The following is a 15,831-nucleotide window of genomic DNA, read 5'->3' as shown; positions in this document are numbered from 1 at the left end:
GTCTGGCTGCGGCTCGGTTTAGTTGAGAGTGATCTTTGCGTCTTTGACGACCTGGCTCCAGCGCGCCTGCTCGCCGTGCACGTAGCGGCCGAATTCGTCCGGCGTGCCGGGGCTGACGATCAGCCCCTCGGACTCGGCGCGCTTGCGGAAGGCGTAGGTGGCCACGGCTTTCCTGGCCGCCGCGTTGAGGCGCGCGATGACCGGCGCCGGGGTGCCGGCCGGCGCGAACAGGCCGTACCAGCTCTCCGCCACATAGCCGGGCACGCCGCTCTCGGCGATGGTCGGCACCCTGGCGAGGTCGGCGCTGGCCGAGCGCTGCGCGCTGGTCACGCCGAGCGCGCGCAGCTTGCCGGACTCCAGCAGGTTGCCCACCGCCGAGGCGGTGGCGAACATCAGGTCCACCTGCCCGCCGAGCAGGTCGGTGATGGCCGGGCCAGCGCCGCGGTAGGGAATGTGGTTGAGGTTGACCCTGGCCAGGCTCTTGAACAGCTCGCCGGCGAGATGCGCCGAGGTGCCGGGCCCCTGCGAGGCGAACGAGATCTTGCCGGGGTTGGCGCGGGCCGCGGCGATCAGGTCCTGCACGGTCTTGTAGGGGCTGTCGGGCCGCACCACCAGCACGTTGGGCGAGCGGCCGACCAGCACCACCGGCGCGAACGCCTTGTCGGTGGCGTACGGCAGCTTGGGCTGCAGGCTCGGGTTGACCGCGTGGGCGAAGGTCGCCATCACCAGCGTGTAGCCGTCCGGCGCGCTCTTGGCCACGTTGTCGGTGCCGATGATGGTGCCGCCGCCGGGCTTGTTGTCCACCACCACCGGCTGGCCGAGGTCCTGCGACATGGCCACGCCCATGGTGCGCGCGATCAGGTCCGTGCCGCCGCCCGGGGAGAACGGCACCACGATGCGGATGGGCTTGTCGGGAAAGGCCGCGGTGGCGGCGGCCGGCAGGCAGGCGGCGCCGAGGGCGAGCCCGGCGGCCAGCGTCGCCAGTCTGCCGGCGGCGCGCAGGGCCAATGGAAGGAAAGGCGGAAGGAAAGGCGGAAGGGAATACTGCACTGTCGTCTCCTTGGAATCCGGGGCATCGCGCACGACCGCCGCGATGCCCCGTTTGTTGGAGACGAGAATAGGCCCGCGCGCCCCGCATTGCAGCCCGTCAATTCCGTTGAGCGGAATTGACGGCCGCGCGGCGCCGGGCGGGCGCGGCCGCTAGTCGCGCATCTTGGCCCGTTCCATCGACATCTGCGTCGGCATCATGTTGACGTTGGCGTTATGCATGACCCACAGCGAGCCGGCCACGATGATGGCGATCAGCAGCGCGCTGCAGATGAAGATGGCCGTGTTCTGGCGCTGGTCGCGCGCGGTGCCCATGTGCAGGAAGAACACGAGCTGCACCAGCAGCTGCGCCACGCACAGCACGACGATGGCGGTCAGGCCCAGGTGCCGCGGCACCACGTCCAGCATCACCGCGCCGAACGAGGCGAAGGTCAGCAGGACCGACAACGCGAAGCCGGCCACGTAGCCCTTGAAGCTGCCGTGCGCGGCATCGGCGGCGCCGGCCGGGTGAAGGTGCTTGCTCTTCATACGAACTCACGCAGGTAGACGAAGGTAAAGACGCAGATCCAGATCAGGTCCAGGAAGTGCCAGAACATGCTCAGGCAGTTCAGGCGGCGGCTGGTGATGCCGTCCAGCCCGAAGCGCCTGAGCTGGTGCATCATCACGGCGATCCACACCAGGCCGCAGGTCACGTGCAGGCCGTGGGTGCCGACCAGCGTGAAGTACGAGGACAGGAACGCGCTCACGCCGGGGCCCGCGCCGCGGTGCAGCAGCTCGGTGAACTCGTACAGCTCCATCGCGATGAACGCGGCGCCGAGCAGGAAGGTCACGCCCAGCCAGCGCACCACCAGGTGGCTGCGCCCGGAGTGCATGTACAGCATCGCCACGCCGAAGGTGAAGCTGCTGAGCAGCAGCAGCATGGTCTCGCCCAGCACGAAGGGCAGCTCGAACAGCTCGCGCCCGCTCGGGCCGCCGGCGGTGTTGGCGACCAGCACGCCGAACGTCGCGAACAGCACCGCGAAGATCAGGCAGTCGCTCATCAGGTAGATCCAGAACCCGAGCGTGGTGGTGGTGCCGTCGTCGTGATGCGCGTGGTCGTGCGCCGCGTGCGAATGCGGGTGCGCGTGGGCAGTCATGGTATTGCTCATGGTTTATGCCGCCTCCTGCAGCTTCGCGTAGCGCGAGTTCTCGATGCGCTCGACTTCCGCCGCCGGCACGTAGTAGTCCACGTCGCGGTCGTAGCTGCGCAGGATGAAGGTGCCGATCACGCAGGCCAGCGAGACGATCGCCACCGGCCACATGTGCCACACCAGTGCGAAGCACAGCACCAGGCTGAAGCCGGAGATGATGATGCCGGCGCCGGTGTTCTTCGGCATATGGATGTCCTCGTAGCGCGCGGGCTGCACGTAGGCGCGGCCGTTTTCCTTGTCGTCCCAGTGCTGCTCGAGCGAGGTGATGTGCGGCACGTGGGCGAAGTTGTAGAACGGCGCCGGCGAGGCCGTGGCCCATTCCAGGCTGCGGCCGTCCCACGGGTCGCCGGTGGGGTCCATGTTCTGCTTGCGGTCGCGCACGCTGACGAACAGCTGGACCAGCAGCGCCACGATGCCGGCGCCGATGATCACCGCGCCGCACAGCGCCACCACCAGGTAGGGATGCCAGTCGACGTTGGCGTAGTGGTTCATCCGGCGCGTCATGCCCTTGAAGCCGAGCACGTAGAGCGGCATGAAGGCCAGGTAGAAGCCCACCAGCCAGCACCAGAACGAGATCTTGCCCCAGCGCTCGTTGAGGGTGAAGCCGAACACCTTGGGGAACCAGAAGCTCATCGCCGCCAGGCAGCCGAAGATCACGCCGCCGATGATGACGTTGTGGAAGTGGGCCACGAGGAACAGGCTGTTGTGCAGCACGAAGTCCGCGCCCGGCACCGCCAGCAGCACGCCGGTCATGCCGCCCACCGCGAAGGTGACCATGAAGCCGATGGTCCACAGCGTCGAGGAATGGTAGCGGATGCGCCCGCGGTACATGGTGAACAGCCAGTTGAACAGCTTCACCCCGGTGGGGATGGAGATGATCGAGGTCATGATGCCGAAGAAGGCATTGACGTTGGCGCCCGAGCCCATGGTGAAGAAGTGGTGCAGCCAGACGAAGAACGACAGCACGCCGATCGACGAGGTGGCGTACACCATCGACTTGTAGCCGAACAGCGGCTTGCCCGAGAACGTGGAGATGATTTCCGAGAACGCGCCGAAGCACGGCAGGATCAGGATGTACACCTCGGGGTGGCCCCACACCCAGATCAGGTTGATGTACATCATGGCGTTCCCGCCAAGCTCGTTGGTGAAGAAATGCATGCCCAGGTAGCGGTCGGCGGTCAGCAGCGCCAGCGTCGCGGTCAGCACCGGGAACACCGCCACGATCAGGATGTTGGTGATCAGCGCGGTCCAGGTAAACACCGGCATCTTCATCAGGTTCAGGCCGGGCGCGCGCATGCGCAGGATGGTGACGATGAAGTTGATGCCGGTCAGCGTGGTGCCGATGCCCGATATCTGCAGCGACCATATGTAGTAGTCGACCCCCACCGTCGGACTGTAGCCGAGCTCCGACAGCGGCGGATAGGCAACCCAGCCGGTGGCGGCGAAGTCGCCGACGAACATCGACAGCATCACCAGCACCGCGCCCACCGCCGACAGCCAGAAGCTCAGCGAGTTGACGAACGGATAGGCCACGTCGCGCGCGCCGATCTGCAGCGGCACGATCACGTTCATCAGGCCGAGGATGAACGGCGTGGCCACGAAGAAGATCATGATCACGCCGTGCGCGGTGAAGATCTGGTCGTAGTGGTGCGGCGGCAGGTAGCCGGCCGCGTCGCCGTAGGCCAGGGCCTGCTGCACGCGCATCATGATGGCGTCGGCAAAGCCGCGCAGCAGCATGACCAGCGCCATGATGATGTACATCACGCCGATCTTCTTGTGGTCCACCGAGGTGAACCACTCGGTCCACAGGTATTTCCACTTGCCGAAGTAAGTGATGGCGCCCAGCAGCGCGGCGCCGCCGAGCAGGACCACCACCAGCGTGCCCATGATGATCGGCTCATGGTACGGGATGGCGTCGAGATTGAGTTTTCCGAACATGGCTTATAGCTCCGTGGCCGTGGCGCCGGAGCGCGGGAGGTTGGCCGGGATGGAGGCCTGCGAGAGGTCCCGGGGGACGGGCGTCGACGGCGACGCCGAAGGCAACGTCGGAGGCGGCTCCGACGCCGTCTCCAGCGTGGCCGGGCTGTTCGCGCGGCAGACCGGATCGCCGCCCTTCATGTACTTGTCCACCACGCCGGCGAACAGCGCCGGCGCCACGCTCGAGTACAGCGTGACGGGGTCCTTGCTGCTGGGACGCTCGAGCGCGCGGTAGGTCTTTTCGTCGAGCGGCTGCGCGGCTTGCTTCGCCTGCGCGATCCAGCGGTCGAAGTCGGCGCGCGAGGTGGCGAAGGTCTTGAAGTGCATGTCGGAGAAGCCCGCGCCGCTGTACGCCGCGGACTGCCCGAGGTACACGCCCGGCGTGTCGGCGATCAGGTGCAGGCGCGTCTGCATGCCCGCCATGGCGTAGACCTGGCTGCCCAGTTGCGGGATGAAGAAGGAATTCATCATCGACTCGGCGGTCAGCTTGAAGCTGACCGGCGTGTCCACCGGAATCGCCAGCTGGTTGAGCGAGGCCACGCCGTACTGCGGATAGATGAACAGCCACTTCCAGTTCAGCGCGATCACCTCCACCTCCACCGGCTCGGCGGCCGCCTCGATGGGCCGGTACGGATCGAGCTTGTGCGTGGTGTCCCAGATCAGGATGCCGAGGAAGATCACGATCACGCACGGGATGCTCCACACCACCACTTCGATGGCGGTGGAGTGCGCCCACTTCGGCGCGTAGGTCGCGCGCGTGTTGGAGGCGCGGTAGCGCCAGGCGAAATACAGCGTGAGGAAGATCACCGGGATCACCACCATCAGCATCACCGCGAGCGAGATGACGATGAGCGATTTCTCCTGGTGCCCGATGGCGCCCTTCGGCGAGAAGAGTTCCATCGAGCAGCCGCTCAGCAGCAATGCCGCGGCGGCGCCGCAGGCCAGCGCGGAGCCCGGCAGCTTGCCGGCCCACGCCTTTGCCCGGGCATGTAGGGGGCGCCGGATCGCCATGGCTGGCCCGGCCGTCGATTTGCGCATATCTGGATCACCTTAGTTATGCACCACATAACCTATGCACTTGTCGGGACGGAATGCCACGGCACGCGGAATACATCGGGGCGAGGGCTTGCTGCGAGCGACGGCCGCCACGAAGGCGGGAGGGCATACAAAACGGCTCAATGTATGGCTTAATGCGATGCGGTGCCGGATATTAAGGTAAGACAAAAGCCATACAACGAGGGTTTATGCCTAGCAAATCCACCCCACGAGAGCCAGTCAGGGAAGCGCCCGCGCGGCCGGCGTGGCTGCCCGATTTCCGCCGCGGCAAGGGCGCGCGCTACCTGCAGGTGGTGGCGGCGATGGAGCAGGCCGTGGCCGACGGCGGGCTCAATCCGGGCGACCGCCTGCCGCCCCAGCGCCAGCTCGCCGAACTGCTCGGCGTGGACCTCACCACCGTGACCCGCGCGCTGGCCGAAGCCAAGCGCCGCCACCTGGTGGAGGCGCGCGGCGCGCTCGGCACCTTCGTCGCCGCGCCCACGGTGGAGCTGGCGCAGATGGTGGACCTCAGCATGAACGTGCCGCCGCCGCCCGAGGGGCTGGACTTCGACGACCTGCTGCGGCGCGGCATGTCGCAGGTGCTGCTGCGCACCGACGCCAACCTGCTGATGACCTACCAGCTCGGCGGCGGCAGCCAGCCCGACAAGGCCGCCGGCACGCTGTGGCTGGCGCCGATGCTGGACGAGGTGGCGCCCGCGCGGCTGATCGCCTGCCCCGGCGCGCAGGCCGCGCTGGCCGCGCTGATCCTCGCGCTCACGCCGCCCGGCGGCGCCATCGTCACCGAGCCGCTGTGCTACCCGGGCCTGCGGCTGGCCGCCGAGCAGCTCGGCCGCCAGGTGGTGAGCGCCGCGGCGGACGACCAGGGCATGCGCCCCGACGCGCTGGAAGCGGCCTGCCGCGAACACGGCGCGCGCGTGGCCTACCTCAACCCGACCTCGCAGAACCCCAACGCCCGCACCATGCCGGCGCAGCGCCGCCGCGACATCGCGCGCGTGGCCGAGCAGCGCGGCATCGCCATCATCGAGGACGACCCGTACTGGCTGCTGACGCCGCACGCGCCGCCGCCGCTGGCGAACTACTCGCCCGCGCACGTCTACTACATCGCCACGCTGTCCAAATGCCTGAGCCCGGGCCTGCGCACGGCCTATCTCGTCACGCCGCCCGCCGCCGACCAGGATGCCGTGCTGGCGGCGCTGCGCTCGTTCGCGCTGATGTCCACGCCGCTGTCCACCGCGCTGGCCACGCAGTGGGTGCATGACGGCACCGCGCTCGCGCTGCTGGGCGACATACGCGCCGAATGCGCCGCGCGCCTGGCGCTCGCGCGCGGCGTGCTGGGCAGCCTCGGCCATCCGCCGTCGGCCGGCATCCACATGTGGCACCTGCTGCCGAGCTACTGGACTTCGCGCGAGCTGACCCAGGCCGCGCACGCCGAAGACCTGCGCGTGACCGCCTCCGACGCGTTCCACGCGGGGCCCAATCCGCCCAACGCGATCCGCATCTCGCTGGGCGGCGTCAAGGAGCGCGCGCGGCTGGCGCTGGCGCTGAAGAAGCTGGCCGACCTGCTGGCGCGCATGCCGCGCCCGCACCGCGCGATCGTGGTGTAGCGGGGCACGAAGCAGCAGGAGTGCCGCGGGGAGTGCCGCGGGGAAGCGGCGGCTTGCGCCGATCCGGCCGCGCTGATCCGGTCATATTCGCCGGATCTGATTCTTTCCGCGCGCGCGGCGCGGCCGTAAAGTCCGCCTGTCCAGACCTCCCTCCCGAACGACATCTCTCCCCGCCGGCACCGCGGTGCCGGGCGGACGGGATGTCTCGTCCCTGCGATGTACCAACTGTTCGTTTCCAAAGGATGCCCGGCCTGCGCCACGCTTGCGCTGTTCATGCAGGACGCCGGCATCGCGCACACCGTCCATGAACTGGCCTCGCCGCGCCATGCGGCCGAAGTGCTGCCGCTGCTCACCGACGCCGACCCGCGCTGCCCCGCGCTCGCCATCGGCGACGAAGGCGCCACCGGGCTGGCCGACTGCCTGCGCCTGCTGGCCGCGCACCATCCCGCGCTGGGGACCTTCGAGCGCGCGCAACTGTCGGATGCGCAGCGCGATCTGGTGGACGGCGTGCTCAGCGGCCGCATGCTGATGGCGCGCACCCGGCAGTCGTTCTCGGCGGCACTGCTGGCGCTGGCCGACGCCATGCGCGACTGGACCGCCAGCGTGTCGCAGTCGCGCCACCACCTCGGCCTGGCCGTGCCCTACTTCGACCTCGGCATGGCGGGCCGGCTTGCGTCGGGCACGATCCGGGTGTGGGAAGCGGCGGGCCTGCAGGAAGCCGCGCGGCACGCCGCGAACCGTTTCCCGCGCGGCTTCGAGAGCGACTACCTGGAACGCCTGCGGCGCAAGCGCAGCTGGGTCTACTGGAGCGGCGCGGCCGGGCTGGCCGGCGCCACGCCGGCAACGCGGGCGGCGGCCCGCTAGCCGGCGCCGGTGCGGCATTTCGCCGCGCGCCTCGGATTTATCTCTCAGACACCCAGGCGGGCCTTCAGCGCATCGGTGGACAACGCGCCTTCGATGGTCTGGACCTGCCCGCCCTCTCCCGCGAACACGGCGAACGGCACGCTGGTGATGCCCAGACCCAGGAAATATTCGGTATTGGCCTTCACCTGCGCCAGCGCCTGCGCGGGGATCTGCATGCCGGCGGTATCGAGCCCGCGCTGCGCGGTCGCCAGCGTGGCCTCGTGGCTGTCCATGGTCTTCACGGCATCCTTGCTGTCGAGCAGCGCCGCGCCCTGCTGCGCGGAACGCTCCGGCGTCAGCAGCGCCACCGGGATCCAGGTGAAATGCACCGACGACATCAGCGGCGCGGCGGCCTTCCACAGCTCACCGCAATGCGGGCATTGCGGATCGAAGAAGATGTAGACCTTCTTCGCGCTGAGCAGATTGCCGGCGCTGAAGCCCTTGGTGGCCGCGGCGATGGCGTCGACCGAAAGCGTGGCGGCCTGCTGCGCGGCGGCCGGCGCCGGGGCTGTGCCCTGCGCGTCGGGCGCGGACTTTCCGCAGGCGCCGAGGGCAAGGACGAGAAGGGCTGGGAGGAGGAGTTTTCCGTACATGGCATCCGATGGTGGAGGGGCGGTTCCGGCACGGGCCGCGGCGGCCCGTGCGCATCGGTTCCCAGTGTACGTGCAGGGAACTGCGCCGTATTTAGGATAAGTCCTAAATTGAGTGCGCCCTGGGGGGAGAGGGCCGGCGCCGGCGCATGCTGCCGCGGCCGCCAGCCCCCGCCGCCTCAGAACGACGGCACCATCGCGCCCTTGAACTCGTTCTTCATGAACTGGCGCACTTCCTCGGACTGGTACGCGGCCACCAGCTTCTTCACCCACGGCTTGTCCTTGTCCTGCGTGCGCACCACGATGATGTTGGCGTAGGGGCTGTGGATGTCTTCCAGCGCGATGGCGTTGCGCTGCGGCTGCAGGCCGGCGGCCAGCGCGTAGTTGGTGTTGATCACGGCCGCGGCCACGTCGGGCAGCGCGCGCGCGAGCTGCGCGGCGTCGAGTTCGACGATCTTCAGCTTCTTCGGGTTCTCGCTCACGTCCAGCGGCGTGGCGTTGACGCCGTTGCTGCCCACGCCGGGCTTGAGCTTGATCACGCCCTGCGCGGCCAGCAGCAGCAGCGCGCGGTTCTCGTTGGACGGGTCGTTGGGCACGGCAACCCTGGCGCCCTGCGGCAGGTCCTTGGGCGACTTGAGCTTCTGCGAGTAGATGCCCAGCGGCGAGATATAGGTGTAGCCGACGCTCACCATCTTGTAGCCGCGCTGCTTGATCTGGCTGTCGAGATACGGCTGGTGCTGGAAGCTGTTGGCGTCGAGCTCGCCGGCGTCCAGCGCGGCGTTGGGCTGCACGTAGTCGTTGAACTCCACGATCTTGACGTCGAGGCCGTTGCGCCTGGCCACCTTCTGGACCACCTGCCAGACCTGCGCGTCGGGGCCGCTCACGGTGCCCAGGCGCACGGTCTGCTCCTGCGCCAGCGCGGCGCCTGAGGCGGCGATGCCGAGCGCGGCCGCGGCGGCGGCCAGCGTCCTGGCGAGGGAAAAACGGGAATACGGGAAAGAAGTCATTGCCATGTTGTGCTTCGAATAATGAAAGACCGGCCGGCCGGACCGGCCGATGGCAGGCCGGCTCAGCGCTCGCTCATTGTATGCGCTTCGACCTTGGGCGCGCCCTGCCAGCCGCCGCCGAGCGCGAGGAACAGATTGATCTGGTCCAGCGCGACCTGGCTTTGCGCCGCCGCCAGCTGGGCGTCGGTGCTGGCCAGCGTGCGGTCCGCGTCGAGGCTGGACAGGTACGGCGAGCGGCCGGCCTGGTAGAGCTGGCGGTTCTGGCGCGCCGCCTCGCCGGCCTTGTCGCGCGCATCGCGCAGCGCGCTGGCGCGCTCCAGTTCGCGCGTGTAGCTGCTCAGCGCGGTCTGCGTCTCGCGCAGTGCCTTGAGCACCACGCCGTCGAAATGCGCCAGCGCGGCCTCGGCGCCGGCCTCGGTGCCATGGATGCGCGCGCGCGTGCCGTTGGTCGGCAGGTTCCAGGTGATCAGCGGGCCCACGGTCCAGTGCGCGGTCTGCCCCTGGCCGAGGTGGTCGAGAATGCCGCTCAGGCCGGTCGACGCGCCGATGCTGATGGACGGGTACAGGTCCGCCGTGGCCACGCCGATCTTGGCCGTGGCCGCGGCCAGCTCGCGCTCGGCCTGGCGCACGTCGGGCCGGCGCTTGAGCAGCGCGGCGCCGTCGCCCACCGGCAGCGGCCGGGTCAGGCGCGGCTCCTCGTGGCAGGCATACTCGGCGCGCGACTCGGCGCTGGGCGGCTTGCCCAGCATCACCGCCAGGCGGTAGGCCGCGCCGTCCTGCTCGGCCTTGAAGCGCGGCAAGTTGGCGCGCAGCGCGTCGGACTGGGCCTCGGCGCGCAGCAGGTCGACCGGCTGCCCGCGGCCGGCCTCGACCATCTTGCGGGCGATCTCCACGCCGCGGTTCTGCAGCGCGAGCTGGTGCTCGGCCACTTCGAGCTCGTGGGTGGCGGCGCAGCCCTGCACATAGGCGCGCACGGTCTCGGCCGCCACCACCACGCGGGCCTGGTCGAGCGCGGCGGCGCTGGCCTGCGCGCCGGCCAGCGCGGCTTCGTCCGCGCGCGCCAGCTTGCCGAAGAAGTCGATCAGGTAGGAGACGTTGAGCCCCACGTCGCCGAAGTTGAACACCGGGATCTTCTCTTCGTGCAGCAGCGGCTCGCCGGCGATCTGCCCGCGCGCCACGCTGGCGCCGACGGCGCCCTGCGGCAGGTTTTCCGACTCCACCTCGTGATAGACCGCGATGGCGCGCTTGAGATTGGCCGAGGCCACGCGCAGGTCGGTGTTGGCGGCCAGCGCCTGCTGCACCAGTTGGTCGAGCTTCGGATCGTCGTACAGGCGCCACCAGTCGTTGGGCACCTCGCCGATGGAAACGGCCGCGCTGTCGGTGCCGAGCAGCGCGCCGTTGGCGGCCGGGGCATGGATGGCGGCATCGTCCGGCACGCGGTAGTCGGGGCCCACCGTGGTGCACGCGAACAGCAGCGGCACCAGCGCCGGCAGCAGGGCCAGGCGCAGCGCGTTCATCGTGCCGCTCCCTGGCTGGCCGCGGCCGCGGCCGGCGCGGCCTTGCCGCCGTCCTGCCCTGGCGCGCGCCCCTGCGCGCCCGTCTCGCGCACCGACACGGTGGCGGTGCGGCCCGCCACCAGCCGCAGGTCGGGCGGCGGCTCGTCCAGCACGATGCGCACCGGGATGCGCTGCGCCAGCCGCACCCAGTTGAAGGTCGGGTTCACGTTGGGCAGCAGGTTCGAGCCGTTGGTGCGGTCGCGGTCCTCGATGCCGGCGGCGATGCTCTGCACGTGGCCGTGCAGCACGCGCGATTCGCCCATGATGCGGATGTCCACCGGATTGCCGATGTGGATGCCGTGCAGCTTGGTTTCCTCGAAATAGCCTTCCACGTGGAAGGAGCCGGCGTCGACCATCGACAGCACCGGGCGGCCGGTGGTGACGTAGTCGCCCAGGCGCGGCAGGCGGTCGTTGACGTAGCCGTCCACCGGGCTGAGCACGCTGGTGCGGTCCAGGTTCAGGCGCGCCAGGTTGACCGCGGCCTGCGCCTGCTGCACGGCGGCCTCGCCCTGCTGGACCTTGGCCAGGCCCTCTTCCACCACTTCCTTGGACACCACTTCCGACAGCGTCTGGCTGCGCCGCGACTCGCGCCGCGCCTGCGCCAGCGTGGCGCTCTGCGCGGCCAGCGTGGCCTGGGCCTGCGCCAGCGCCAGCGCGAAGCGGTCGCGGTCGATCTCGAACAGCGGCTGGCCGCGCTGCACGAGCTGGTTGTCCTTGACCAGCACCTTGGTCACCAGGCCGGACACGTCGGGCGCGATCTGCACCACGTCGGCGCGCACGTGGCCGTCGCGCGTCCACGGCGCGGTGGTGTAGTAATCCCACAGGTGCTTGACGACGACCACCGCGACCGCGGTGACGACCAGGGTAAGGACGACAGGTCCGAGCGTACGAAGATTCAGTTTCATGACTGCAGCCGATGCACCAGGTAGACGACGCCACCCAGCACGATCACGTAAAACGCCAGATTGAACAGCGACCGGTGCCAGACCAGCCGGTAAAAGCCCGTGCGCGCCAGCACGGCGCGCGCGCAGGCGGTAATCAGGAAAGCCACCAGCATCCAGGCCAGCAGGCTAGGGACAAACACGCCGTAGACGTCGATCTCGCCGCTCATTGCGCGCCTCCGCGTGGGTAACCGTTGTTCGTTGCATCGTTCATTGCCATGACCATCACGGGCTCCCCGCCGGACTGACCGCCTGGGCCGCCTGGGCCGGCAGCGGCGCCGGCGGCGCCGCGGCGAACAGCGCCACGTGCATTTCCACCAGCGCCGCGAACGCCTCGCGCGAGGCATGGTCGGCGCGCGTGGCGACGGCGCGGATGGCCTTGCTCATGCGCTCGCGCAGCACCTGCGGCGGAGCGTCGGCGCGCGCGTCGAGGCGCGCCTGGTAATAGCTGGCCACGCCATGCAGCACGCGCCGCACGGCATGCTGGTGGTCCGGCGCCAGGTCCGGCATCTCGCGCTGCAGCGCGAGCGTGCTCAGCTCCACGCGCACTTCGGAAAAACCGTCGGTGGACAGCTCGCTCTCGCTGGCGGCCAGCCGCGGCACCAGTTGCGCCAGGCGGTCGAGCATGCGCGCGCGCAGGTGGGCGTGCTCGCCGGGCGCGCGCCCGGTGGCGTTGCGGGCAATGTCGTCCCAGCTCGCGCGCACCAGCCGGCGCGCCGCCACCTTGGTGCCGAACGGGCGGAACACCAGGGTCCAGATCAGCGCGAACAGGATGCCCGCGATGCCGGCCACGTTGCCGTTGAAGAAGGCCTGGAAGTCGGCGCTGTACGCGCCCTGGATGCCGATGTCGTTGGCCGTGATCACCGCCAGCGGCATGCCGATCAGGGCCAGCCGCGGCTGCGCCATCAGCACGCCGATCACCAGGTAGGGCGCGGAGAACATCAGCACCAGCATCTCGAAGTCATGCGCGTTGGGCAGCACCAGGAACAGGTAGATGGTGGCGATCACCAGGCACACCACGTTCCAGGTGAAGAACGAATGGATCATCGGCGCGGGCTCGTCCAGCGCCGCGAAGAAGCAGCACGCCACCGCGCCCAGCGCCACCGCGCCCGCGCCGTCGGCCCAGCCGGTCCAGATCCACAGCATGCCCATGGTGAAGATGGCCAGCGCCACGGTCACGGTGGAAAACAGCAGCATGCCGTGGTCGTAGTGGCGCGCGGCGCCGACTTCCCAGCGCCGGAACGCCGGCGTCCACTCCGCCTCCGGCTCGGCCGCGCCCATGCGGCGCTGCAAGGCGACGCAGTCCTGCCACAGCTCCATCAGCTCGCGCAGGCGGCCCTCGGCGGTGGCGGCCAGCGCGTCGTGCCAGTCCGGGCCCTGTCCGGGCCGGGCCGCGTCGAGCCGGGCCTGCGCGTCCGCCAGCGGCGACGCCTGCGGCAGTTCCAGCCCGGGCAGCGGCGCCTGCGCGCCGCCCGCGATCCACTTCTGCACCCGCGCCATGTTGCGCGACAGCCGCTCGGGCATGCCGGCCGGGTTCTGGTGCAGGGCCTCCACCACCGCGGCCAGCGACGACAGCACCGGCAGCAGCATGGTCATGCGCCCGCGCAGTTCCTGCGCCTGCCGCACGCGCGCGGCGGTTTCGGTGTCGTAGGAAAGCTGGCTGATGAGCTGGTCCAGCGCCAGGATGTCGGCCGCCAGGCGGTGCCGGCTCTGGTGGCGCGAGACCTTGGCGGCGGCATCCGCGCACAGCATGTCGGTGGCCCACAGCGCGGCGTCGGCGAGCCACTGCGCGGAGCGCTGGCGCAGCACCATGGCCACGTTGGCCGGGAACAGCAGGGAGCCCACCACGCTGGCGCACAGGATGCCGATGCAGATTTCCTCGGCGCGCGCCACGGCGATGTCGAAGATGCCGCCGGGATCGTTCACCGAAGGCAGGGCCACCAGCGGCAGCGTGTAGGCCGCCAGCATGAAGACGTAGCTGCGCGGCGTGCGGTGCAGCAGCGCCACGTAGAGCAGCACGCCGGTCCACACCGCCACCGCCGCCATCAGCAGCGCCGGCTCGTTGACCAGCGTGGGCACCATGGCGACGGAAGCCGCCGCGCCCAGCAGCGTGCCGAGCACGCGGTACAGCGCCTTGGAGCGGGTCGCGCCGGTGAGCGGATGCGCCACGATATAGACGGAAGCCATCGCCCAGTACGGGCGCGGCAGGCCGAGGTAGAGCGCGATGAACAGCGCCAGCATGGCGGCCACGAAAGCTTTGAAGGAAAAGAGCCAGTCTCTTCCGGAAGGCCAGGTCATCATCGCGGTCAGGACTCCGCGCTGCCGGGGAGGGCGATGTTGCCGGCGTTGCCGCCCGCCGCGGCGGCGGCGCGCGACAGCGCGTCGAGCACGCGCAGCGCGCCTTCGAAATCCTGCTCGGTGAGACCCGCGAAGACGTCCGCGCGCACCTGCTTGAGGTCGGCCTCGATCTTGGTGGCGAGTTCCTCGCCGGCGTCGGTCAGCCACAGCGCGTTGGCGCGGCGGTCATTGGCGTCGACCTCGCGGCGCACCAGGCCCGCGGCGGAAAGCTGGTCGACCAGCCGCACCAGCGAAGCGCCTTCCAGTCCCACGTAGTCGGCCAGCGTGACCTGCCGCACGCCGCCGCCGAGGCGGCGGATGAACAGCAGCGGTCCGGCTGCCGCGGCGGAAATGCCGTAGGCGGTCACGGCGCCCTGGGAGATGTGGCGCCATTGGCGGCCGGCCAGCATGAGCTGGCCGGTAAAGGCAAAACGGAGGGCGTCGATCGGGGGCATGAGCGGAATGATAGCAACCATATAGTTAGGTTGCAAACTATTATTCTGCTAACCATTTCGGCAATATGGGCTTAGGCGGCGCCGGCATCATGTGCTGCGTCGCCCACGCCGCCGCACCGCCGCCCGCCCGATACATCGCGCATATCACCTTTGGCGAATTGAATATTGGACACCGATGGAGGCGCTCCCTTAGCCTCTTGCCACAACCCGGGCCGTCCCATCGGGGGACGCGGCACCGACAAAGGAGACCCGCATGACCAGCTTCCTGCGCTACGAGCAGCAGGGCCACATCGTGACCCTGACCATGGACGAGCCCGAGCGGCGCAACCCGCTCACCGGCAACACCGCCGTGGCCGATTTCCTCGCGGCCATCGACCGCATCCACCGCGACAACAGCGTGCGCGCGGTCATCATCACCGGCGCCGGCACCGCGTTCTCGTCGGGCGGCAATATCCGCGACATGGAACGCCAGGCCTCGGGCACGGTGCCCGGCATGGAAATCCGCCAGGACTACCGCTGCGGCATCCAGCGGCTGCCGCTGGCGCTGTTCAACCTGGAAGTGCCGGTGATCGCCGCCGTCAACGGCGCGGCGATGGGCGCGGGGCTGGACCTGGCCTGCATGTGCGACATGCGCATCGCCTCCGAGCAGGCCCGCTTCGCCGAGAGCTTCGTCAAGCTCGGCATCATCCCCGGCGACGGCGGCGCGTGGCTGCTGCCGCGCATCGTCGGCCTGTCGCGCGCGGCCGAGCTGACCTTCACCGGCGACGTCATCGACGCGCGGCAGGCGCTGGAGTGGAACCTGGTCTCGCGCGTGGTGCCGGCCGAGCAACTGCTGCCGGTCGCCAACGAACTCGCCGCGCGCGTCGCCGCCAACCCGCCGCACGCCGTGCGGCTGGCCAAGCGCCTGATGCGCGAAGCCATGCACACGCGGCTGGACACGCTGCTGGAGCTGTCGGCCGGGTTCCAGGCGCTGTCGCACCAGACCGCCGACCACAAGGAAGCCGTGGCGGCCTTCCTGGAAAAGCGCGCGCCGCAGTTCACCGGCAGCTGAAGGGGCCCGCCGGGGGAGCGGAAGAGAGGACAGGAAAGTCCCCTCCCCGGCCAGCCGCTGCAGCGTCCGCGCGATGATCTCCCGCACGATCTCGTTGCTGCCGCCGAAGATCTTGCC

The 15,831-nt window shown here is 69.6% G+C and carries 15 protein-coding genes; 3 read left to right on the top strand and 12 right to left on the bottom strand.

What is annotated here, in order from left to right; translation table 11 throughout:
- Positions 1-18: 18 nt before the first annotated feature.
- The 5 genes from ACKI2N_RS04345 to cyoA all read right to left on the bottom strand — a co-directional run bounded on the left by ACKI2N_RS04345 (position 19) and on the right by cyoA (position 5,252).
- Positions 19-984, bottom strand: coding sequence for a tripartite tricarboxylate transporter substrate binding protein (locus tag ACKI2N_RS04345; protein WP_420997769.1), 966 nt, complete (start codon positions 982-984; stop codon positions 19-21).
- Positions 985-1,200: 216 nt separating this feature from the next.
- Positions 1,201-1,575, bottom strand: coding sequence for a cytochrome o ubiquinol oxidase subunit IV (cyoD, locus tag ACKI2N_RS04340; protein ID WP_420997708.1), 375 nt, complete (start codon positions 1,573-1,575; stop codon positions 1,201-1,203).
- Positions 1,572-2,195 (bottom strand): cytochrome o ubiquinol oxidase subunit III, encoded by a 624-nt coding sequence (gene cyoC / locus ACKI2N_RS04335; RefSeq protein ID WP_420997707.1) that lies wholly within the window; start codon positions 2,193-2,195, stop codon positions 1,572-1,574. The genes cyoD and cyoC overlap by 4 nt, the downstream gene beginning before the upstream one ends.
- 3 nt (positions 2,196-2,198) lie before the next feature.
- Positions 2,199-4,175, bottom strand: a complete 1,977-nt coding sequence (cyoB, locus tag ACKI2N_RS04330) for a cytochrome o ubiquinol oxidase subunit I (RefSeq protein ID WP_420997706.1) — start codon at positions 4,173-4,175, stop codon at positions 2,199-2,201.
- Between the two features lie 3 nt (positions 4,176-4,178).
- Positions 4,179-5,252, bottom strand: coding sequence for a ubiquinol oxidase subunit II (cyoA, locus tag ACKI2N_RS04325; RefSeq protein WP_420997705.1), 1,074 nt, complete (start codon positions 5,250-5,252; stop codon positions 4,179-4,181).
- Between the two features lie 206 nt (positions 5,253-5,458).
- On the opposite strand from cyoA, the gene ACKI2N_RS04320 reads away from it, so the two are divergent.
- Positions 5,459-6,874, top strand: a complete 1,416-nt coding sequence (locus ACKI2N_RS04320; RefSeq protein WP_420997704.1) for a PLP-dependent aminotransferase family protein — start codon at positions 5,459-5,461, stop codon at positions 6,872-6,874.
- Between the two features lie 216 nt (positions 6,875-7,090).
- A complete protein-coding gene (locus ACKI2N_RS04315) occupies positions 7,091-7,738 on the top strand; it encodes a hypothetical protein (protein ID WP_420997703.1) in 648 nt (215 codons plus the stop codon).
- Positions 7,739-7,782: 44 nt separating this feature from the next.
- Here the strand turns inward: ACKI2N_RS04315 and ACKI2N_RS04310 are convergent, their stop codons facing one another.
- The 7 genes from ACKI2N_RS04310 to ACKI2N_RS04280 form a co-directional block, all read right to left on the bottom strand.
- Positions 7,783-8,370 carry a DsbC family protein gene (locus ACKI2N_RS04310; protein WP_420997702.1) on the bottom strand — a complete coding sequence of 196 codons (588 nt, stop codon included), beginning with the start codon at positions 8,368-8,370 and terminating at the stop codon, positions 7,783-7,785.
- A 176-nt stretch (positions 8,371-8,546) separates the two neighbouring features.
- Positions 8,547-9,380, bottom strand: a complete 834-nt coding sequence (locus tag ACKI2N_RS04305) for a MetQ/NlpA family ABC transporter substrate-binding protein (RefSeq protein ID WP_420997701.1) — start codon at positions 9,378-9,380, stop codon at positions 8,547-8,549.
- 56 nt (positions 9,381-9,436) lie between these two features.
- Positions 9,437-10,891 (bottom strand): efflux transporter outer membrane subunit, encoded by a 1,455-nt coding sequence (locus ACKI2N_RS04300; RefSeq protein ID WP_420997700.1) that lies wholly within the window; start codon positions 10,889-10,891, stop codon positions 9,437-9,439.
- A complete protein-coding gene (locus ACKI2N_RS04295; protein ID WP_420997699.1) occupies positions 10,888-11,835 on the bottom strand; it encodes an efflux RND transporter periplasmic adaptor subunit in 948 nt (315 codons plus the stop codon). Before ACKI2N_RS04295 ends, ACKI2N_RS04300 begins: the two co-directional genes overlap by 4 nt.
- A complete protein-coding gene (locus ACKI2N_RS04290; protein ID WP_420997698.1) occupies positions 11,832-12,041 on the bottom strand; it encodes a DUF1656 domain-containing protein in 210 nt (69 codons plus the stop codon). Before ACKI2N_RS04290 ends, ACKI2N_RS04295 begins: the two co-directional genes overlap by 4 nt.
- 55 nt (positions 12,042-12,096) lie before the next feature.
- Positions 12,097-14,172: an FUSC family protein gene (locus ACKI2N_RS04285; RefSeq protein ID WP_420997768.1), complete on the bottom strand. Its 2,076-nt coding sequence runs from the start codon at positions 14,170-14,172 to the stop codon at positions 12,097-12,099.
- A gap of 5 nt (positions 14,173-14,177) precedes the next feature.
- The gene (locus ACKI2N_RS04280; RefSeq protein ID WP_426990467.1) at positions 14,178-14,663 is read right to left on the bottom strand and encodes a MarR family winged helix-turn-helix transcriptional regulator; all 486 of its coding nucleotides are present in this window, start codon (positions 14,661-14,663) and stop codon (positions 14,178-14,180) included.
- A 253-nt stretch (positions 14,664-14,916) separates the two neighbouring features.
- Between ACKI2N_RS04280 and ACKI2N_RS04275 the strand changes: the two genes are divergently transcribed.
- Positions 14,917-15,714, top strand: coding sequence for a crotonase/enoyl-CoA hydratase family protein (locus ACKI2N_RS04275; protein WP_420998520.1), 798 nt, complete (start codon positions 14,917-14,919; stop codon positions 15,712-15,714).
- Positions 15,715-15,831: the final 117 nt, after the last annotated feature.

The organism is Cupriavidus sp. 30B13, from assembly GCF_049059565.2.
GTDB lineage: Bacteria > Pseudomonadota > Gammaproteobacteria > Burkholderiales > Burkholderiaceae > Cupriavidus.
This window is presented reverse-complemented; position numbering and strand designations above follow the sequence as displayed.